The sequence below is a fragment of the Streptomyces sp. NPDC005070 genome, assembly GCF_053600395.1.
Map to the genome: position 1 here is coordinate 69,303 of NZ_JBSFZS010000012.1, position 19,371 is coordinate 88,673.

At 69.4% G+C, this 19,371-nt stretch carries 16 protein-coding genes and 5 tRNA genes; 12 read left to right on the forward strand and 9 right to left on the reverse strand.

Features of this window, described 5'->3' with window-relative positions; all coding sequences use genetic code 11:
• Positions 1 to 139: 139 nt before the first annotated feature.
• The 3 genes from ACWEBX_RS06655 (at position 140) to ACWEBX_RS06665 (ending at position 2,748) form a co-directional block, all read left to right on the forward strand.
• Complete coding sequence (locus ACWEBX_RS06655) at positions 140 to 637, forward strand: hypothetical protein (protein WP_451883812.1); 498 nt, start codon at positions 140 to 142, stop codon at positions 635 to 637.
• A gap of 251 nt (positions 638 to 888) precedes the next feature.
• Positions 889 to 2,496 (forward strand): acyl-CoA carboxylase subunit beta, encoded by a 1,608-nt coding sequence (locus ACWEBX_RS06660; protein WP_355761620.1) that lies wholly within the window; start codon positions 889 to 891, stop codon positions 2,494 to 2,496.
• A 57-nt stretch (positions 2,497 to 2,553) separates the two neighbouring features.
• Positions 2,554 to 2,748: an acyl-CoA carboxylase subunit epsilon gene (locus tag ACWEBX_RS06665; RefSeq protein ID WP_384787264.1), complete on the forward strand. Its 195-nt coding sequence runs from the start codon at positions 2,554 to 2,556 to the stop codon at positions 2,746 to 2,748.
• Positions 2,749 to 2,984: 236 nt separating this feature from the next.
• Here ACWEBX_RS06665 and ACWEBX_RS06670 read toward each other — a convergent pair whose 3' ends face one another.
• The 8 genes from ACWEBX_RS06670 to ACWEBX_RS06705 all read right to left on the reverse strand — a co-directional run bounded on the left by ACWEBX_RS06670 (position 2,985) and on the right by ACWEBX_RS06705 (position 13,405).
• Positions 2,985 to 3,566, reverse strand: a complete 582-nt coding sequence (locus ACWEBX_RS06670; RefSeq protein ID WP_351123795.1) for a GTP-binding protein — start codon at positions 3,564 to 3,566, stop codon at positions 2,985 to 2,987.
• Complete coding sequence (locus tag ACWEBX_RS06675; RefSeq protein WP_355761626.1) at positions 3,547 to 4,140, reverse strand: DUF742 domain-containing protein; 594 nt, start codon at positions 4,138 to 4,140, stop codon at positions 3,547 to 3,549. The genes ACWEBX_RS06670 and ACWEBX_RS06675 overlap by 20 nt, the downstream gene beginning before the upstream one ends.
• A 94-nt stretch (positions 4,141 to 4,234) precedes the next feature.
• Positions 4,235 to 4,648 (reverse strand): roadblock/LC7 domain-containing protein, encoded by a 414-nt coding sequence (locus ACWEBX_RS06680; protein WP_261709979.1) that lies wholly within the window; start codon positions 4,646 to 4,648, stop codon positions 4,235 to 4,237.
• A gap of 11 nt (positions 4,649 to 4,659) precedes the next feature.
• Positions 4,660 to 7,887 carry a nitrate- and nitrite sensing domain-containing protein gene (locus ACWEBX_RS06685; RefSeq protein WP_451883813.1) on the reverse strand — a complete coding sequence of 1,076 codons (3,228 nt, stop codon included), beginning with the start codon at positions 7,885 to 7,887 and terminating at the stop codon, positions 4,660 to 4,662.
• A gap of 351 nt (positions 7,888 to 8,238) precedes the next feature.
• On the reverse strand, positions 8,239 to 8,814 hold the full coding sequence (locus ACWEBX_RS06690) for a GTP-binding protein (protein WP_451883814.1): 576 nt from the start codon (positions 8,812 to 8,814) through the stop codon (positions 8,239 to 8,241).
• Positions 8,795 to 9,193 (reverse strand): DUF742 domain-containing protein, encoded by a 399-nt coding sequence (locus tag ACWEBX_RS06695; protein ID WP_451883815.1) that lies wholly within the window; start codon positions 9,191 to 9,193, stop codon positions 8,795 to 8,797. The genes ACWEBX_RS06690 and ACWEBX_RS06695 overlap by 20 nt, the downstream gene beginning before the upstream one ends.
• Before the next feature lie 111 nt (positions 9,194 to 9,304).
• Complete coding sequence (locus ACWEBX_RS06700) at positions 9,305 to 9,718, reverse strand: roadblock/LC7 domain-containing protein (RefSeq protein WP_355761633.1); 414 nt, start codon at positions 9,716 to 9,718, stop codon at positions 9,305 to 9,307.
• A 9-nt stretch (positions 9,719 to 9,727) separates the two neighbouring features.
• Positions 9,728 to 13,405 carry a nitrate- and nitrite sensing domain-containing protein gene (locus ACWEBX_RS06705; protein WP_451883816.1) on the reverse strand — a complete coding sequence of 1,226 codons (3,678 nt, stop codon included), beginning with the start codon at positions 13,403 to 13,405 and terminating at the stop codon, positions 9,728 to 9,730.
• A 601-nt stretch (positions 13,406 to 14,006) separates the two neighbouring features.
• Here ACWEBX_RS06705 and ACWEBX_RS06710 point away from each other — a divergent pair.
• From ACWEBX_RS06710 to ACWEBX_RS06750, 9 genes are all read left to right on the forward strand, one after another.
• The gene (locus ACWEBX_RS06710; protein ID WP_451883817.1) at positions 14,007 to 14,195 is read left to right on the forward strand and encodes a hypothetical protein; all 189 of its coding nucleotides are present in this window, start codon (positions 14,007 to 14,009) and stop codon (positions 14,193 to 14,195) included.
• A gap of 235 nt (positions 14,196 to 14,430) precedes the next feature.
• Entirely contained in the window at positions 14,431 to 15,207 is a 777-nt protein-coding gene (locus tag ACWEBX_RS06715) for a fumarylacetoacetate hydrolase family protein (protein ID WP_451883818.1), read from the forward strand.
• On the forward strand, positions 15,200 to 16,669 hold the full coding sequence (gltX, locus tag ACWEBX_RS06720; RefSeq protein WP_451883819.1) for a glutamate--tRNA ligase: 1,470 nt from the start codon (positions 15,200 to 15,202) through the stop codon (positions 16,667 to 16,669). Before ACWEBX_RS06715 ends, gltX begins: the two co-directional genes overlap by 8 nt.
• 394 nt (positions 16,670 to 17,063) lie before the next feature.
• Positions 17,064 to 17,798 carry an HAD family hydrolase gene (locus ACWEBX_RS06725; RefSeq protein ID WP_451883820.1) on the forward strand — a complete coding sequence of 245 codons (735 nt, stop codon included), beginning with the start codon at positions 17,064 to 17,066 and terminating at the stop codon, positions 17,796 to 17,798.
• A gap of 90 nt (positions 17,799 to 17,888) precedes the next feature.
• Positions 17,889 to 17,960 (forward strand) — tRNA-Gln (locus ACWEBX_RS06730).
• Between the two features lie 42 nt (positions 17,961 to 18,002).
• A tRNA-Glu gene (locus tag ACWEBX_RS06735) sits at positions 18,003 to 18,075 on the forward strand.
• Between the two features lie 62 nt (positions 18,076 to 18,137).
• Positions 18,138 to 18,210, forward strand: a tRNA-Glu gene (locus tag ACWEBX_RS06740).
• A 15-nt stretch (positions 18,211 to 18,225) separates the two neighbouring features.
• Positions 18,226 to 18,297 (forward strand) — tRNA-Gln (locus ACWEBX_RS06745).
• Between the two features lie 29 nt (positions 18,298 to 18,326).
• Positions 18,327 to 18,399, forward strand: a tRNA-Glu gene (locus ACWEBX_RS06750).
• A 231-nt stretch (positions 18,400 to 18,630) separates the two neighbouring features.
• Here ACWEBX_RS06750 and ndgR read toward each other — a convergent pair.
• Positions 18,631 to 19,347 (reverse strand): IclR family transcriptional regulator NdgR, encoded by a 717-nt coding sequence (gene ndgR / locus ACWEBX_RS06755; RefSeq protein WP_006383662.1) that lies wholly within the window; start codon positions 19,345 to 19,347, stop codon positions 18,631 to 18,633.
• Between the last annotated feature and the right edge of the window lie 24 nt (positions 19,348 to 19,371).

The following is a 19,371-nucleotide window of genomic DNA, read 5'->3' on the forward strand; positions in this document are numbered from 1 at the left end:
GCCCCTGTCCCGCCTCTGGCGGACGCGCGTAGAACTCGGGCACCATCTGCGTGCACCCCCTGCACAGCCGCCCCAAAGGAAACACGGCCGCACGCCCGTGCGGCCGCCCGACGGTCCTCCGCAGGAAAGGTCCCCCCAGATGAAGTTCAGGTCCGCGCTGACCGCCCTGGCCCTTCTCGTGGCCCCGGGCGTCGCCGTCGTCGGCACCGCCACCGACGCCTTCGCCGTCAGCAAGATCAGTCACGCCACCGCGACCTCGATGTTCCGCCAGTCCGGCATCACCTGGTCCTCCTCCGGCAACTGTTCCGACCGCAACAACTCCACCTGCACCTCGTTCGAGCAGCTCAACCTCGCCACCGCGCAGGGCGCCCAGACCCTCAGGGGGGCCAGCGGCTGCGCGCTCAACATCACCGGCGGCACGGAGACCGGGCACGCGAGCGGCACCTACTCGCACTGGAACGGCTACAAGCTCGACTTCGGCAAGAACACCTGCGTCACCGCCTACGTCAAGAACACCTTCAGCTACATAGGCCTGCGCGGCGACGGCGCTCCGCAGTACCAGTCCGGCGCCGGCAACATCTACGCCGACGAGGGCAACCACTGGGACGTCCTCTACTACACCTGCGGCGGCTGCTGAACCGGTGCCTCCGGGGTGCGCGGACCGCCGAACGGGCGTCCGCGTCACCCCGGTGACGGCATGTGCCGCTCATGAATATGAGCGGGCGGTCGGCCGAACAGTTTGTGAGACCTCCACAACCCCAGGCCCCTCCGGGCAGTTGGATCGCCTGCATGTGATGGTGGTTCTGTTCAGGGGCACCAGGAAAACGGTCCGGAGACTGTGCAGAGTCGACGGGCCTCTTTCCTTGGTGGACTTCGTATGGTCGCTACATGACCGTTTTGGACGAGGCCGACACCGCGAGCTCCACGATCCCCTCAGGCGAACCGACGGACGCGCGTGGCCGGGTGGCCGAGCTGCACGCCATCCGTGCGGAGGCGCTGCGTGGTCCCAGCGAGAAGGCGACCGAGGCGCAGCACGCCAAGGGCAAGCTGACCGCCCGGGAGCGCATCGAGCTGCTGCTCGACGCGGGCTCGTTCCAGGAGGTCGAGCAGCTCCGCCGGCACCGGGCGACCGGGTTCGGTCTGGAGGCCAAGAAGCCGTACACCGACGGTGTCATCACCGGCTGGGGCACGGTCGAGGGCCGTACGGTCTTCGTCTACGCCCACGACTTCCGCATCTTCGGCGGCGCCCTCGGCGAGGCCCACGCCACGAAGATCCACAAGATCATGGACATGGCCATCGCGGCCGGTGCGCCGCTGGTGTCCCTGAACGACGGCGCCGGCGCCCGTATCCAGGAGGGCGTCTCCGCCCTCGCCGGCTACGGCGGCATCTTCCAGCGCAACACCAAGGCTTCCGGCGTCATCCCGCAGATCTCCGTGATGCTCGGCCCCTGCGCCGGTGGCGCGGCCTACTCGCCCGCGCTCACGGACTTCGTCTTCATGGTCCGCGAGACCTCGCAGATGTTCATCACCGGCCCGGACGTGGTCAAGGCGGTGACGGGCGAGGAGATCACCCAGAACGGTCTGGGCGGCGCCGACGTCCACGCGGAGACCTCCGGCGTCTGCCACTTCGCGTACGACGACGAGGAGACCTGCATCGCCGAGGTGCGCTACCTCCTGTCGATGCTCCCGCAGAACAACCGCGAGAACCCGCCGCGCGCGGAGTCCGCGGACCCGGCCGACCGCCGCAGCGAGGTGCTGCTGGACCTGGTCCCGGCCGACGGCAACCGTCCGTACGACATGACCAAGGTCATCGAGGAGCTCGTCGACGACGGCGACTACCTCGAGGTCCACGAGCGCTGGGCCCGCAACATCATCTGCGCGCTGGCCCGCCTCGACGGCCAGGTCGTCGGCATCGTCGCCAACCAGCCGCAGAGCCTGGCGGGTGTGCTCGACATCGAGGCATCCGAAAAAGCTGCGCGCTTTGTCCAGATGTGTGACGCTTTCAATATCCCGATCATCACGCTGCTGGACGTGCCCGGGTTCCTCCCGGGTGTCGACCAGGAGCACGGCGGGATCATCCGGCACGGCGCGAAGCTGCTCTACGCGTACTGCAACGCGACGGTGCCGCGGATCTCTCTCATCCTGCGCAAGGCGTACGGAGGTGCCTACATCGTCATGGACAGCCAGTCCATCGGGGCCGACCTCACCTACGCCTGGCCGACGAACGAGATCGCCGTGATGGGCGCCGAAGGTGCCGCCAACGTCATCTTCCGCCGTCAGATCGCCGATGCCGCCGATCCCGAGGCGATGCGCGTCCGCATGGTCAAGGAGTACAAGGCCGAGCTGATGCACCCGTACTACGCCGCCGAGCGTGGGCTGGTCGACGACGTCATCGACCCCGCCGAGACCCGCGAGGTCCTGATCAAGTCGCTCGCGATGCTGCACACGAAGCACGCGGACCTGCCCTCCCGCAAGCACGGCAACCCCCCGCAGTAACCCGGCGGATCCTCCGCGGTACCCCCGCGGAAACCTCTCTCATGGAGACTGAAACCTATGAGCACCCCTGACATCCGCGTCGAGAAGGGCCACGCCGAGCCCGAGGAGGTCGCCGCCATCACAGCGATCCTCCTGGCCCGTGCGGCCTCCGCTCCCACTGATGCCGACTCCTCCCACCGCCCCCACCGCAAGGCGGGCTGGCGCCGCCTGGAGCGGGAGCCCGGTTTCCGGGCGCCGCACAGCTGGCACTGAGGGTCCGACGCCGGCAGCCCCGTCCTCCGATGGAGGGCGGGGCTGTGGTGTGTCCGGAAGCCCGCAGACGCCCCCCACGGCCAACAGAAGCCTCTGCGGCGGGCGTTCGGGCATTCCCTGCCACCTGCCCGCCCGACGGGGCGGTACGGGGCAGGAGTTCGGCCGGCGGCGACGAGCGACGGCCCCCGCTTCTCCGGGCGGAGAAGCGGGGGCCGTCGTCGTGCGAGCGGAGGACGCTAGCGCAGGCGCGCCATGAGGGCGTGCTCGACCAGCGTGATCAGCGCGGACTTGGCGTCCGCGCGGTGACGGGCGTCCGTCGTGATGATCGGGGCGTCCGGGCCGATCTGGAGGGCCTCGCGGACCTCCTCCGGGTTGTACGGCTGGCTGCCGTCGAAGCCGTTGAGGGCGATGACGAACGGCAGGCCGCTGTTCTCGAAGTAGTCGACCGCGGGGAAGCAGTCGGCGAGACGGCGGGTGTCCACCAGGACGATCGCGCCGATGGCGCCGCGCACGAGGTCGTCCCACATGAACCAGAAGCGGTCCTGGCCGGGCGTACCGAACAGGTACAGGATCAGGTCCTGGTCCAGCGTGATACGTCCGAAGTCCATGGCGACCGTCGTGGTCTTCTTGTCCCCGGTGTGGGTGAGGTCGTCGATGCCCGCCGAAGCAGACGTCATGACGGCCTCGGTGCGCAGCGGGTTGATCTCCGAGACGGCGCCGACGAACGTGGTCTTGCCCACGCCGAAGCCGCCCGCCACCACGATCTTCGCGGACGTGGTGGAGCGGGAAGGCCCTCCGCTAGAGCTTGCGAAGTCCACTGAGCACCCTTTCGAGCAATGTCACGGCTGGCTGGCCGCCGGCGCTCTCGTCGCCGCCCGGCTGATGAATGGCGACCAGGCCCGCTTCCGCCAAGTCGGCGACGAGGATCCTGGCCACACCGAGAGGGATGGTCAGCAGGGCCGAGATTTCGGCCACCGACTTGATCTCCCGGCAGAGGTTGCAGATGCGCTGATGCTCGGGCAACTGGCCCTGCATCTGGTGCGGCTGCGCGGTGGTGTGCACCAGTGCCTCGATGGCGAGCTGGTAGCGGGGCCTGGTGCGGCCGCCCGTCATGGCGTACGGACGCACCAGGGGGTTGCTCGCCGACCCGGCGGGGGACGCCTCGGGCGAGCGTCGCTGCGGCTGCACCGGCTGGATGCGCGGAGCCGACGGCTGGTCGTACGGAGACGGCCCGGGGCCCTGGGGACCCTGGGGCGCGTACGGCTGCCGCCGCTGGCTGGGTGCGGAGGGAGGAAAGTTGTACCGGTTCGGGTCGCCTGAACCGTCGCCCTGCCCCTGGCCGGGGCCGTACGACCAATTGCCCGAAGACGAACCGCCTGGGGGTGTTACCACGTTCTCTCCTCCTCCGACCGTGCCGGGCACGCAACGCTGGGACCGCGTCCCGAAACCTTACGGCCCCGGGACGCGAATTCGCACCGTCTGTCTATTAGTTGAGAAGGCTGCCCTGGAGCTCCGCACGAAGGTCCGGAGTGAGAACCGTGCCCGCACGGTCCACCAGAAGCGCCATCTCGTACCCAATGAGACCGATGTCCGCCTCAGGGTGTGCAAGTACTGCGAGCGAAGAACCATCCGAAACGGACATGAGGAAGAGGAATCCTCGCTCCATCTCCACAACAGTCTGGTTCACATGGCCGCCCTCGAAGATACGGGAAGCACCCGCGGTCAAAGAGGTCAGACCGGACGCGACGGCCGCCAACTGGTCGGCGCGGTCACGGGGAAAGCCTTCGGACATGGCCAGAAGGAGTCCGTCGGCGGAGACCACCACCGTGTGCGACACCCCGGGGGTGTTGTCCACGAAATTGGTGATCAACCAGTTCAGGTTCTGTGCCGCCTGGCTCATCGGGCTCACAACTAACGCTCCTGGTTGTAGGTGCTGTCAGGACCGAGGCCCTGGCCGTTCGTGTCACTACCTGCATTGCGTCCCCGCTCCACGCCGCGACGCAGGTTGCTCAGCCTGCCCCGGACGTCCTCGGGAGCACGGGAGACCTGGGGGCCTCCCTGGGGGGTCGACTCCGCGGTTCCCTCGACCAGGTTGGCCTTGGGCACCCTCCGCGGCAGACCGGACGGGGTGACCCCGCCCGCCTTGGGCTTCTTGAGCTGCTCGGCGCGCTGCCACCGGTCGTCGTTCGACGACCGCCAGTCGTCGCCCGTGTTCCCGGAGGACATGGGCGGCGTCTGCTCCCTCGCCGGTTCCGCGGGGCGTCGGCCGTTGCCGGCGGGGACGGGTCCGCGGCGGGGGAGGCCCGCGTCGGTCATCGTGTGGGGGGCCGAAGCGGCCGGACCCGGACGACCAAAGCCTACGCTGTCCCGCTCGTTCGCGTCAGCGACCTGCGGAGATCCCGTTTCCGGAGCGTAGTCGGGCCGGTACCCGCCCTGGTACGCGTCCTGCTGCGGCCAGTCGTCCCGGTAGGACGGCTCACCGTAGCCCGACAGCGCATCCGGGGCGGAGCCGCCCATTCCGGCGTGCTCCTGCTGGGCCGGCTCCGTGTAGGAGGGCTCAGGGTAGCCGCCGTTGGACGGGAAGTACGCCTCGTCGTACGCAGCCTGCTGCGGCTCCTCGTACGACGTCTGCTGGTCGTACGTGGTCTGCTGCTCCTCGTGCACACCCTGCGCGCCGTCGTACGCCTGGGCGCCGTCGAACGACGGCTGTCCGTTGTCGTACGAGGGGGCGGCCGGGGCGTCGAAGGCGTCGGCGTAGCCCTGGGGGGCCTCGATGGCCTCCGGACCCTGCGCCTGGGCCTCCAGGGCCGCACGGCGCTCCTCACGCATCAGGGAGCGGCCCACGGGGTCGAGGTCACGGGCGTCGTCCGGGACCTCGTAGCGGCTGTCGTCGAAACCGAGGTCCGCGGCGGTCAGCACGGGCTGCTGCTGCGCACCGAAGTTCTCGCCCGGGAACTGCTGCTGCTGGTGCTGCTGCTGCTCGGGAATGATCTGCGACACGGTGAACTCGTCGGTCATGGGCTGGTGCTCGCCACCGCCACCGTGGGTGATGGCGTCGGGGAGCATGACCAGGGACGTGGTGCCGGCCTGCTCGCCCGAGGGGCGGAGCTGGACGCGGATGCCGTGGCGGTCGGACAGACGGCCGACCACGAAGAGGCCCATGCGCTGCGAGATCGCGGCGTCCACGGTCGGCGGGTTGGCCAGCTTGTGGTTGATGTCCGCGAAGTCCTCGGCGGTGAGGCCGATGCCCTTGTCGTGGATCTCGACCATGACGCGGCCGTCGGGGAGACGGGTCGCGGTGACTCGGACCTTGGTCTGCGGGGAGGAGAACGTGGTCGCGTTCTCCAGGAGCTCGGCGAGCAGGTGCACGAGGTCGGTCACGGCGCGGCCGTGGATCTCGGCCTCCGGGACACCGGAGAGCTCGATGCGCTCGTACTGCTCCACCTCGGAGGAGGCGGCGCGCAGGACGTCGACCAGCGGGACCGGCTGGTCCCAGCGGCGTCCGGGCTCCTCGCCGGCGAGGACCAGGAGGTTCTCGCCGTTGCGGCGCATACGGGTCGCGAGGTGGTCCAGCCGGAAGAGGTTCTCGAGCTGGTCCGGGTCGGCCTCGTTGTTCTCCAGGTCGGTGATCAGGGTCAGCTGGCCCTCGATCAGCGACTGGTTGCGGCGCGAGAGGTTCGTGAAGATCGCGTTGATGTTGCCTCGCAGGAGGGCCTGCTCGGCGGCCAGTCGCACGGCCTCGCGGTGGACCTGGTCGAAGGCGCGGGCGACCTCGCCGATCTCGTCCGTGGTGTTGATCGGGATCGGCTGCACGCGGGTGTCGACCCGGCCGGGGTCGGTGCGCGAGAGCTGGTCGACCAGCATCGGCAGGCGCTGCTCGGCGACATTGAAGGCGGCGCTGCGGAGCTGGCGCATCGCGCGGCTCATCTGGCGGGCCACCATGCCGGCCAGGATGAACGCGGCGAGCAGGGCGACGACGACGATCGCACCGGTGATGAAGGCGTCGGTCTGGGCCGTGTTGGAGATGTCACCGGCCTCGGCCACCGCCTTGTCGGCGAGGTCCGACTCGATCTGGCGGTACGCGTTGTACTTGGCGGTGTTGACCGCCATCCAGTTCTGCGCGGTGACGCCCTTCGCGGCGAGTGTCGCGCGGTCGCTCTCCAGCGTGCTCGGGAGCGACGAGATGTCCTTGACCATCTCGTTGTCGCCCGTGGGCGGCGGCACGTAGGACGGGTCGGCGGCCGCGGCTTCCTTCGCCTTCGCCGTCAGCTCCGACTTGATCTTCGCCGCCGCCGATTCGAGCTTGGCCGTGTCCTCCTCGGTGCCACCACCCTTGTACTCCTCGATGGCGATGCCCTCGAGGTAGGCGTACGAGGAGAGGGCGACACGCTGGCTGGCGAGGCCGCTGACGCCGGGACCCGGCTTGATCAGCAGGTGCAGACCGATGGACCGCTCCAGCGACAGCGCCGCCTTGGACAGCGAGATCGCGTAGACCGTACGGCCGTAGCTGGTGATGTTTCCGGTGCCCAGGCCGAGCTCGTTGGCGAACTCCATCAGCGGGTGCTGGATCTGGAGGTAGCCCTCTTCGGTCTGCACACCGGGAAGCTTGGTGGTGTACGCGACGGTCCGCAGCTTCTCGAGACCGGGCTCGACGTTGCGGAACACCGTGAGGCGGCGCTCCAGGCCCGGAGTCTGGGGCATGTTCTGGGCGGCCTCGTCGAAGGCGTCCGCGGCCAGGTCGGTGTCCCGGCGGACCTTCACGACGGTGGCGTCCTTGGCGCCCTTGCCGGACAGCAGGGGCACGGCGCTGAGGTCGCGCTCGACGAACAGCTTGTCGCCGTAATTCAGTGCCGCCTGCACGAGGCGCGCCGTCTTCTCGGCGTCCTGCGCTTCCTGCCAGGTGTCGATCGAGCTCTTCACCTGGAAGCCGCCCATGACGAGGCCGACCACCACGGGGATGAGCAGGATCGCGTTCAGCCTGGTCGGCACGCGCCAGTTACGCGGGGAGAATCGGCTCCCGCTCGGCGCGGGCGCCGGCATGGGCTCGGGGCCGGCGACTTGTGCGGGCGCCGCTCCGCGCGCCGGCGGGGTGAAGTTGCCCCGTGCCGACGGCTCGGGACCGTTCATGCTTCGCCTCACTCGACCAACAACCTCTCGGCGTCGGCACCTACTGTGTGCCGCCGTATCTACCAGCGCCCTTGACTACTGGGCAGTTCAGCGCATTCCAGCACGTCAAGCAGCGCCATTCCAAACACTCGGAACGGGTGATTCCGAGTGGTGCCGACCACAGATAAAACGGTCATAAAGAGCGAGCCCCGCCAAAAGGCGGGGCTTTCATGAACGCAGGGGCATCGGGTGACCGCTATGCGTGTCGGGGCCAGCCAAATTCTCTGTCGAAACGTTATGAACACCGAGGCCGGCCGTGTCAAATGACACAGCCGGCTCCAATGCGTCTACGACAACTTCCATAGGGAGCCGTCTACTTGGCTGCTACCGCAGCCGTGCCATGAGGGCGTGCTCGACCAGCGTGATGAGAGCGCTCTTCGCATCTGCGCGGTGTCGCGCGTCCGTCGTGATGATCGGAGCGTTCGGGCCGATCTGAAGGGCCTCGCGCACTTCCTCCGGGTTGTACGGCTGGTGACCGTCGAAGCCGTTGAGGGCGATGACGAACGGCAGGCCGCTGTTCTCGAAGTAGTCGACCGCGGGGAAGCAGTCGGCGAGACGCCGGGTGTCCACCAGGACCACGGCACCGATCGCGCCGCGGACCAGGTCGTCCCACATGAACCAGAAGCGGTCCTGGCCCGGCGTACCGAAGAGGTACAGGATCAGGTCCTGGTCGAGGGTGATACGTCCGAAGTCCATGGCCACCGTGGTGGTGGTCTTGTCCCCGGTGTGGGTGAGGTCGTCGATGCCCGCCGAGGCGGAGGTCATGACGGCCTCGGTGCGCAGAGGGTTGATCTCGGAGACGGCACCCACGAACGTGGTCTTGCCGACACCGAAACCACCCGCTACGACGATCTTCGCGGAGGTGGTCGCCCGGCCTCCGTCAGAGCTTGCGAAGTCCACTGAGCACCCTTTCGAGCAGTGTCACGTCCGGCGCGCCGCCGTTGTTCTCATCGCCGCCAGGCTGGTGAATGGCGACAAGTCCGGCCTCGGCGAGGTCCGCGACAAGGATCCTGGCCACGCCGAGCGGCATGGACAGGAGGGCCGACACCTCGGCCACCGACTTCACTTCCCGGCACAGATGGCAGATGCGCTGGTGTTCGGGGAGCAGTCCCATCAGCTGGGCCGGATCGGCCGTGGTGCTGATCAGGGCTTCTATGGCCAGTTGGTACCGCGGCCTGGTCCGGCCGCCGGTCATCGCGTATGGACGTACCAGCGGCTGGTCGCCTTCATCCACGTACGACTCGGCGTACGGATCATGAGAGGCGGGGGGCGGGGTCATGAATCCTCCGGGCGGGACAGCAAGTCGGTCAGTCGTGCCGTCTGTTGGGGCCGGTGGGGGGATTGTGGCGGCCGGACGGTGATTTCGTGCGGTGTCTGGATCCGGCGGCGGTCAGTGAAGCAGACTGCCTTGTAGTTCGGCACGCAGGTCCGGCGTGAGGACGGCGCCCGCACGGTCGACGAGCAGTGCCATCTCGTAGCCGACAAGGCCGATGTCGCAATCCGGGTGGGAGAGGACCGCGAGGGACGATCCGTCCGAAACCGACATCAGGAAGAGGAAACCGCGCTCCATCTCCACGACCGTCTGGGCCACCGAGCCGCCTTCGAAGATCCGGGAGGCCCCGGCAGTCAGCGAAGTGAGTCCGGAGGCGACGGCCGCCAGTTGGTCCGCGCGGTCGCGGGGGAAGCCTTCGGACATCGCCAGAAGGAGGCCGTCGGCGGACACGACGACGGTGTGGGACACCCCAGGGGTGTTGTCCACGAAGTTGGTGATCAACCAGTTGAGGTTCTGTGCCGCCTGGCTCATCGGGCTCAACTAACGCTCCTGCTGGTGAGTGGGGCTGGGGAAGCTGCCGGTCTGGCCGTTGCCGGCCTGTCGACCCTGCTGAATGCCCCGACGGAGATTGGTCAGCCGGCCGCGTACGTCATCGGGCGCACGCGAGACCTGCGGACCGCTTTGGTGCTGTTGCTGCTGTGCCGTGCCCGCGACGAGGTTGGCTCGCGGGACTCGGCGCGGCAGGCCTGAGGTGGTGATCCCTCCTGCCGACGGCTTACGGGAACGCTCCGCCTGCTTGACGAGATCGTCGTTCGGAGAGCTGCGCCACGAGGTGGTGGCGGGTGCGGCGGCCGGTGCGGCGGTCGGCCGCTGCGGAGCCGGGGGAGTCTGCGGCTGCTGGGGGGCAGCCTGGGCGTATCCCTGGGACCCGTTGCTCTGCGTCCCGTTGCTCTGGGCGGCACCGCCCGCGGGCGCGCCGTCCGAGCCGTTCGCCTGACCGTGGAACCAGTTGGTCTCCAGCGTGTCGTACAGCGGCGTACGGCCGTCACCGGGGTTCGAGGCCGGGGGAAGCGCCTCGGGTGCCTGCGGACGGGCGGGGGCCTGTGGGGTGGCCGGCCGCTCGTACTGTCCGGTGGACGAGCCCTGCCCGTTGCCGTAGCCGGGTGCCGCGAACTGCCCGGTGGACGCGGGGTCCTGGGAAGGCGCGTAGCCCGGCTGGGCGAACTGGCCGGTGGACGACGGGGACTGGGAGGCCCCGTAGCCCTGGGCGGCGAACTGTCCCGTGGCGGCCGGGTTCTGGCCGACGGGGGACTGGTTGCCGTAGCCGTACTGGCCGTTGTTCTGGCCGTTGTTCTGCGGCGCGCTCGCGCCGGGGCGCGGGGCGTCGAAGTCGGGACGGGCGAACTCCGCGGTGGAGGCGGGGCTCTGACGGTCGTCGACGCGCGGCATGCGCGACGTGGCGTCGGGGTCCTCGTGACCACGCGGGGTGTCGTGCGAGGTCCGCGGAACCGGCGGCTGGGCGTTGTCGTCGCTCCAGCTCGGCGTGCGGGAACCGGCGTTGCCGCCGGGCAGCTCGGCGCGTGCGCCACCGCGGCCCGGAAGCTGCGGACGACGACGGCCGCTCTTGCCGCCGGACGCCTTCGCGGGCGCGGCGGGAGCCTGGTTGCTGTCGCCGAAGGCGTTCTGGCCCGTCTGGCCGTTGCCGGATCCGTTGCCGAAGCCCTGCTGCTGCGAGCCGTTCTGGGCGGGGAAGCCCTGCTGCGGGCTCTGCCCGAAGGCGTTCGCGCCGGCGGGAGCCTGCCGGCCCTGCTGACCCTGGCCCTGCTGCGGACCACGCGCTCCGCCGGCGGCACCCGGGCGACCGCCCTGGCCCGTGCCGGGCAGCGCGGCCCGCGGACCCTGGCCCGAGCCGACCTGTCCGCGCTGCGGCGGGGCCCCGAGGGGACCGCCGGGAGCGGAGGGGGAACCGGCGCCGAGCGAGGGACCGGCCGAGCGACGGGCCGCGGCCACACCGGCCGATGCCTGCGAAGCGGCGGGGCCGCCCGCACCCTGGCCCGGCTTGTTCGGCATGGGCTTCTTGCCGCCCTGGGCGACGTCCACGGGCAGCATGACCAGCGCGGTCGTACCACCGGAGTCGGACGGGCGGAGCTGGATGCGGATGCCGTGACGCTGCGACAGACGACCGACCACGAACAGACCCATGCGTCGGGAGACGGAGACGTCCACCGTGGGCGGGGCGGCGAGCCGCTCGTTGATCGCGGCCAGGTCCTCGGGGGAGAGACCGATACCGGTGTCGTGGATCTCGATCAGCACGCGGCCGTCGGGCAGGGCGTGACCGGTGACCTTGACCTTGGTCTGCGGGGAGGAGAACGAGGTGGCGTTCTCCAGCAGCTCGGCGAGCAGGTGGACGAGGTCGTTGACGACCCGGCCGGCGACCTCGGTGCCGGGCACCGAGGCGAGTTCGATGCGCTCGTACTGCTCCACCTCGGAGGCGGCGGCGCGGAGGACGTCGACCAGCGGGACCGGACGGGTCCAGCGACGGCCGGGCTCTTCACCGGCGAGGACGAGGAGGTTTTCGCCGTTACGGCGCATGCGGGTCGCGAGGTGGTCGAGCTTGAACAGCGAGGAGAGCTGGTCGGGGTCGGCCTCACGGGACTCGAGCTCGGATATGAGCGAGAGCTGACGCTGGATAAGACCCTGCGAACGGCGCGAGAGGTTGGTGAACATCGCGTTGACGTTGCCTCGCAGAAGGGCCTGCTCGGCGGCGAGGCGGACAGCCTCGCGGTGCACGTCGTCGAAGGCCGCGGCCACCTGGCCGATCTCGTCCCGGGAGTGCACACCGACCGACTCCACCGAGGTGTCGACGTCCTGCGGGTCCGACTCCGAGAGCTGCTTGACGAGCTCGGGCAGACGGTCCTGGGCGACCCTGGTGGCCGTGTCCTGCAGGCGGCGCAGCGAGCGGATCATGGACCGGGCCACGACGAAGGCGCCGACGAGCGAGACACCGAGGACGAGCAGGATCAGGACACCGGAGATGATCGCTTCACTCTGCGACTGGTTGCGCAGCTCACGGGCCTTCTGCTCCATCTCGCTGAGCAGCGTGGTCTCGATCTTCGACATCTGGTCGATCTTGGACGAGTCGTCGTCGAGCCAGTCCCTGTAGGACCGCTTGTTCTGCGTGCGCAGACCCTCGGGGTTGTTCAGCACACGCTTGGCGTACTGGTCGGCCGACTTGATCGTCGGGTTGTCACCCTCGATCGGCAGGAGGAGGTCCGTGCTGCCGGAGCCGTAGATGTTCTTGAAGGCCTGGTTCTCGGAATCCTGGCTCGCCTGCGCGGACAGCGCGTACTGCTGGTCGTTCTTGGAGAGGGTTCCGAAGGTCGTGGGACGCGTGGGAAGCGCGGCGGCGATGACGGCCCGCTGGACGGAGGCGTACTCCTTGGCGGCGGAGAACGCCGCCAGCGCGCGGGTGCGCTGGATCATCTCCGGGTTGCTGGTCGCCTCGGCCATGTCCTGCGAGAGCGCGAGGAGCTCGTTGACCAGGCGGTGGTACGCGTCCACCGTCTGGGTCGAGTTCTGCGGGTCGTTGTAGGCGTCGCTGCGGATCTGGTTGAGCTTGTAGAGCTCGGCCACGACACCGACGAGGCTGTCGTGCACGCCGGAGAGCTGGCCCTTGGCCGTGGCGTCGTCGACCTGCTGGGTGCCTTCGAGGAAGTGCTTCTTCGCCACGTCCGTGGCGTCGCGCACGGACTTGACCTCGTAGTCGTTGGACAGGGCGCCGTGGGCCAGCGGACCGGCCGACTCGTCGCGCTCCTTCTGGAGGGCGGCGGCGAGCTCGGTGGCCTGCTTGGTCATCTCGGTCAGCAGGCGCATGTTGTCGAGCTGCTGGATGTTGTCCATCGACTCGTTGATGCGGAGCGCACCCAGCGAGGTCGCTGCGACCACGGGGAGTGCGAGCAGTGAGACGAGTCGCGTCGAGATGCGCCAGTTCCGCAGGGCTACACGCGAGCCGTGGCCCGGTGTGGCGCTCTGCGTGGCGTCGGTCGTGGTGGCGGGAGCCTTGGGCTTCGCGCCGGCGCGAGCGGAGTGTTCACCGCTGCCGCCGACCTCTGCCGGTCCCGGGTTCTGGGCGTGCTGGGGCGAGGAACCGCGGTCGGTCCCGCCGCGCGGCTCCGGCTCCGCCGAAGCGCTGCCATCCCTCTTGAAACGTCCCTGCACTAGCGTCGCAACCTCTGGACCAGGCGCCCCTCCGCTGGAACGGCGGGACGGTGTCGGCGTTGTACACGGACGCAGATGCGCCCTGTGTATGTGGTCGAAGTGACCGGCGCAGGCTCCCCCTTCCCGCCGCCACTCGGCGCTGAGTAGCGCCCCCGCGCGTCGGATCGTGAAATCCGTGGCGGTCCGAGGAATTCCAGCACAGCCCAGGATCTCCAACAAGGCCCGTGTACCAGGCTGTGACCTTCGTGACAGGATGTGAGTGACAGGTCACGAGGCGTGTAAAGGGTTCTCGTACATACCGGGCATAGGCCTACGAGCCATGGGCCCGCATACCCTGTCCCAGTCGCGATGATCAGGAGCGGAATGGTTGGTTCAGTGGCGTAATGTCCTTTTGGTCGGCCTGAGTTGGGGGCCTCGATTGACCGGTTTGCCCCTTGGTGAGTGAGGAAACTCACATGCCGATCATGGCCTCTTCACGCCATCGCCAGGGAAATGAATGTTTAGCCTGACGCTTTACAGGGATGGCGAATCCGACAACCCGCGCCTATGTGGGGCTCTTTGACCCCGACCGGCGCCCAGGACGACAAGGTCGAGCAAAACGGTGAAGACGACGATGATGTTCCGCAACATTGCCAATCCGCAGCGCACGACGCTGGCGCACCTCGAGGACGCCGAAGCCCTGCGTACGCCGGAGCGGCCGGAGCACGCGATCGTCCTCCCGCTCCAGACGGCCAACCCCCGCCGCACCGTCCTGATGGACGCCCCGGTCACGGTCTCCGCCGCGGAGTAACGCGGCGACCGGCCGGGGGCCGCTGCCCCGCGCGGCCCCGCCGGTCCTGCACGGCCGCGCCGCGTACGCGGGCCGGCCGGTCACGGCCGCCCCTCCCCGAGGGAGCCGTCACCCGCCCCCGGACCGGCGCCCCGCCGCTCACCGCCCCGGCGGATATACGCGAAGTCCGCAGCCCTTGCCGCGTTAGCCTGGAGCGTCAGACTCCAGCCAGCTCAGTGAGGGGCGCAAGGATCCCGTGCGCATCGCCAGATTCTCCATCGACGGCAACGTCGCTTTCGGCGCGGTCGAGGGCGACAGGCCGGACGAGCTCGTCCTCGACATCATCAAGGGCATCCCGTTCGCGGACTTCGAGCTCTCCGGTACGAAGGTCCCGCTGAACAAGGTCCGGCTGCTGCCGCCGGTGCTCCCGAACAAGGTCGTGGCCTTCGGCCGCAACTACGCGGAGCACGCCAAGGAGCTCGGCAACGAGGTGCCCGACGCCCCGTTCGCCTTCTTCAAGCCGTCGACCTCGGTGGTCGGCCCCGGCGACCCGATCCAGTACCCCTCCTTCTCCAGCGAACTGCACCACGAGGCGGAGCTCGCCGTCGTCATCGGCCGCATGTGCCGTGAGGTCCCGCGCGAGCGCGTGAAGGACGTCATCCTCGGCTACACCTGCGCCAACGACGTCACGGCCCGCGATGTGCAGAAGCGCGAGAAGCAGTGGGCCCGCGCCAAGGGCTTCGACAGCTCCTGCCCGCTCGGCCCCTGGGTGGAGACGGACCTCGACCCCGCCGACCTGACCATCCAGTGCACGGTCAACGGGCAGCAGCGCCAGCTCGGCCGCACCAGCGAGATGATCCACTCCATCGAGGACCTCGTCGTCAACATCACCGAGGCCATGACGCTGCTCCCCGGCGACGTGATCCTCACCGGAACCCCGGCTGGGGTCGGCCCCCTGAACGTCGGCGACGAGGTCGCCGTCACCATCGAAGGCATCGGCACTCTCACCAACAAGGTGATCAAGCGTGGCTAACGTCCGTGTACGTTTCTGTCCCTCCCCGACCGGCAACCCCCACGTCGGGCTGGTCCGCACCGCCCTGTTCAACTGGGCGTTCGCCCGGCACAACGAAGGCACCCTGGTCTTCCGCATCGAGGACACCGACGCGGCCCGCGACTCCGAGGAGTCGTACGACCAGCTCCTCGACTCGATGCGCTGGCTGGGCTTCGACTGGGACGAGGGCCCCGAGATCGGCGGCCCGCACGCGCCGTACCGCCAGTCTCAGCGCATGGACATCTACGCGGATGTCGCCGCCAAGCTCCTGGAGGCGGGCCACGCGTACCGCTGCTACTGCTCGACCGAGGAGCTGGACACCCGCCGCGACGCCGCCCGCGCCGCCGGCAAGCCCTCCGGCTACGACGGTCACTGCCGCGACCTGTCCGCCGAGCAGAAGGCCGCCTACGAGGCCGAGGGCCGCAAGCCCATCGTGCGCTTCCGGATGCCCGACGAGGCGATCACCTTCGACGACCTGGTCCGCGGCGAGATCACGTACCTCCCGGAGAACGTCCCGGACTACGGCATCGTCCGTGCCAACGGCGCCCCGCTGTACACGCTCGTCAACCCCGTCGACGACGCCCTGATGGAGATCACCCACGTCCTGCGCGGCGAGGACCTGCTCTCCTCCACCCCCCGGCAGGTCGCCCTCTACAAGGCGCTGACCGAGCTGGGCATCGCCAAGGAGACCCCGGCCTTCGGCCACCTCCCGTACGTGATGGGCGAGGGCAACAAGAAGCTCTCCAAGCGCGACCCGGAGTCCTCGCTCAACCTCTACCGGGAGCGCGGCTTCCTCCCCGAGGGCCTGCTGAACTACCTCTCCCTGCTCGGCTGGTCGCTCGCCGCCGACCGCGACATCTTCTCGATCGACGAGATGGTCGCCGCGTTCGACGTCACGGACGTGAACCCGAACCCGGCCCGCTTCGACCTGAAGAAGTGCGAGGCGATCAACGCCGACCACATCCGCATGCTCGACGTGAAGGACTTCACCGAGCGCTGCGCCCCGTGGCTGCGCGCCCCCTTCGCGCCCTGGGCGCCGGAGGACTTCGACGAGGCGAAGTGGCAGGCGATCGCCCCGCACGCCCAGTCGCGGATGAAGGTGCTCTCCGAGATCACGGACAACGTCGACTTCCTGTTCCTGCCGGAGCCGGCCGTCGACGAGGCGTCCTGGGCGAAGGCCATGAAGGAGGGCAGCGACGCGCTGCTCCGCACGGCCCGCGAGAGGCTGGAGGCGGCCGACTGGACCTCCCCGGAGTCCCTCAAGGAGGCCGTCCTGGCCGCCGGTGAGGAGCACGGCCTGAAGCTCGGCAAGGCCCAGGCCCCGGTCCGCGTCGCCGTCACCGGCCGCACGGTCGGCCTGCCGCTCTTCGAGTCCCTGGAGATCCTGGGCAAGGAGAGGACGCTGGCACGCGTCGACGCGGCGCTGGCGAAGCTGGCCGCGTAAGGCAGCACACGTGAGGGGCGGTGTCCGGACCGGACACCGCCCCTCACGCATGCGCGGACCGGCGCGGGTGGTGAGGGTCACCGGGACCGGCGCCGGGCGCGGTCGTCACGCGGGCCGGCGTCGAGTGCGGTCGCCAAGTGGCGGTCGTCACGCGGGTAGCGGTCGCCACACGGACCGGCGTCGGGTGGCGGTTGTCGCGCGGGTCGTCGCCAAGTGGCGGTCGTCACGCGGACCGGCGTCACGTGGTCGTCGTCACATGGACCGGTGTCGGCCGCGAGGGTCCGGTGGGGCGGCGCCGAGTGGCGGTCGTCACGGCGGGCGTTCCGTCCTCCCACTTTCGGGTGATCATCGCCGCCCGAGGGACAGCCGCCCGCCCCGGCGATACCGTCGGCGCATGAGCATCGACGCCGTGGTCTGGGACATCGACGACACGCTCTTCGACTACACGAGCGCCGACAGGGCGGGCATGCGGGACCATCTCGCGGCCGAGGGCCTGCTCGACGGCGGTACGACCGTCGAGCAGGCCCTCACGCGCTGGCGGGAGATCACCGACGCCCAGTGGGCGAGGTACGCGGCCGGGGAGACGGACTGGCAGGGCCAGCGGCGGGACCGCGTCCGGGTGTTCCTGGGGGAATCGCTCGGCGACACCGAGGCCGACGCGTGGTTCGACCGGTACGTCACGCACTACGAGGGCGCCTGGGCGCTGTTCCCGGACGTCCTGCCCGCCCTCGACGCGCTCGCCGCCGGCCACCGGCACGCGGTGCTGTCCAACTCCAGCCTCCTCGTGCAGGACCGCAAGCTGCGCGTCCTCGGTGTGCACGACCGCTTCGAGGCCATCCTGTGCGCCGCCGAGCTCGGCGTCTCCAAACCCGCCGCGGCCGCCTTCCACGCGGCCTGCGACGCCCTCGGGCTGCCGCCCCACCGCGTCGCCTACGTCGGGGACCATCCGGAGATCGACGGACGCGGCGCCGCCGACGCCGGTCTGCTCTCGGTATGGATCGACCGGGACGGAGCCCATGCCGCCGGCGCCGCCGGACGAAGGGGTCCGCACCGCATCGGATCGCTCGCCGAGTTGCCCGCGATCCTTGGCGCGGATACCCGTTTTGGAGCGGGGTCCACCTTCGGGTAATGTTCTTTCTGCGCCGCCGGGAGCGGGCCGAAAGGCCGGAGCCCGGAGACGTCAGCCGAAACAAGATCTTCGTACGGGATTGCGTTTCTGTGGCCTATGGTGTAATTGGCAACACTACGGTTTCTGGTACCGTCATTCTAGGTTCGAGTCCTGGTAGGCCAGCTCGCAGAGCTCATCTGCACCGCGGAGATCCAGATCCGCAAAGCCCCCGTTGTGTAGCGGCCTAGCACGCTGCCCTCTCACGGCAGTAGCGCCGGTTCGAATCCGGTCGGGGGTACAGATCCTTCCCAGGAAGGCAGTTCGGGTCGCACCCGCTGCCCTTCATGCAGGATCGCTAGGGCCCCCGTTGTGTAGCGGCCTAGCACGCTGCCCTCTCACGGCAGTAGCGCCGGTTCGAATCCGGTCGGGGGTACGGTCTAAACCACCATGGGCTATGGTGTAATTGGCAACACTACGGTTTCTGGTACCGTCATTCTAGGTTCGAGTCCTGGTAGCCCAGCTCCGGATCTGCGGAAACGCGAGATTCACGCCCCCGTTGTGTAGCGGCCTAGCACGCTGCCCTCTCACGGCAGTAGCGCCGGTTCGAATCCGGTCGGGGGTACACGGTCCGCAAGGGTCTCCACTTCGGTGGGGGCCCTTTCGGCGTTCGGAGATCAATCCTTCGGAGATCAACTCGCGGCATCTCGCCGTGCGTTGGATCACCCCGGAAACGAGGCGCGGGGTGCACCGGACCCGAGGGCCGGTACACCCCGCGTACGGGACGGTGTGCATTGGGGAGAGCCTGCCGCGGCGTTGAGGCCGGCCCTCCCGTCACACAGGAGCGGAGCGAAGGTCAGCCGGTGCGGCGCAGTGCCTCGGAGAGACGCCCGGCGGCGTCGATGACCGCCTGGGCGTGCATGCGGCCCGGGTGCCGGGTCAGGCGCTCGATCGGCCCGGAGACCGAGACGGCGGCCACGACGCGGTTAGAGGGGCCGCGGACCGGCGCGGAGACGGACGCCACGCCCGGCTCGCGCTCACCGATCGACTGGGCCCAGCCCCGGCGCCGAACCCCAGACAGCGCGGTCGCGGTGAAGCGGGCGCCCTGCAGACCGCGGTGCAGCCGCTCGGGCTCCTCCCAGGCCATCAGGATCTGGGCGGAGGAACCGGCCTTCATGGTGAGGGTGGAGCCCACCGGGACCGTGTCCCGCAGACCGGACAGCCGTTCGGCCGCGGCGACGCAGATGCGCATGTCGCCCTGGCGGCGGTAGAGCTGCGCGCTCTCGCCCGTGAGGTCCCTCAGGTGCGTGAGCACCGGGCCGGCCGTCGCGAGGAGGCGGTCCTCCCCTGCGGCCGCGGCCAGCTCCGCGAGCCGGGGGCCGAGTATGAAGCGACCCTGCATGTCGCGCGCCACCATGCGGTGGTGTTCAAGTGCCACGGCGAGGCGATGTGCCGTGGGTCGTGCCAGTCCGGTCGCCGCGACCAAGCCCGCGAGGGTGGCCGGACCGGACTCCAGGGCGCTCAGGACAAGGGCTGCCTTGTCCAGAACGCCGACGCCGCTACTGTTGTCCATGAAACGATACTCGCGTCTCACTCT

Excerpts from the sequence above, each read along its gene's own strand:
- ACWEBX_RS06725 (WP_451883820.1), top strand. The coding sequence starts at position 17,064 with ATGAGCATCGACGCCGTGGTCTGGGACATCGACGACACGCTCTTCGAC.
- ACWEBX_RS06655 (WP_451883812.1), top strand. The coding sequence starts at position 140 with ATGAAGTTCAGGTCCGCGCTGACCGCCCTGGCCCTTCTCGTGGCCCCG.
- ACWEBX_RS06695 (WP_451883815.1), bottom strand. The coding sequence starts at position 9,193 with ATGACCCCGCCCCCCGCCTCTCATGATCCGTACGCCGAGTCGTACGTG.
- ACWEBX_RS06680 (WP_261709979.1), bottom strand. The coding sequence starts at position 4,648 with ATGAGCCAGGCGGCACAGAACCTGAACTGGTTGATCACCAATTTCGTG.
- ndgR (WP_006383662.1), bottom strand. The coding sequence starts at position 19,347 with ATGGACAACAGTAGCGGCGTCGGCGTTCTGGACAAGGCAGCCCTTGTC.
- ACWEBX_RS06665 (WP_384787264.1), top strand. The coding sequence starts at position 2,554 with ATGAGCACCCCTGACATCCGCGTCGAGAAGGGCCACGCCGAGCCCGAG.
- ACWEBX_RS06700 (WP_355761633.1), bottom strand. The coding sequence starts at position 9,718 with ATGAGCCAGGCGGCACAGAACCTCAACTGGTTGATCACCAACTTCGTG.
- ACWEBX_RS06660 (WP_355761620.1), top strand. The coding sequence starts at position 889 with ATGACCGTTTTGGACGAGGCCGACACCGCGAGCTCCACGATCCCCTCA.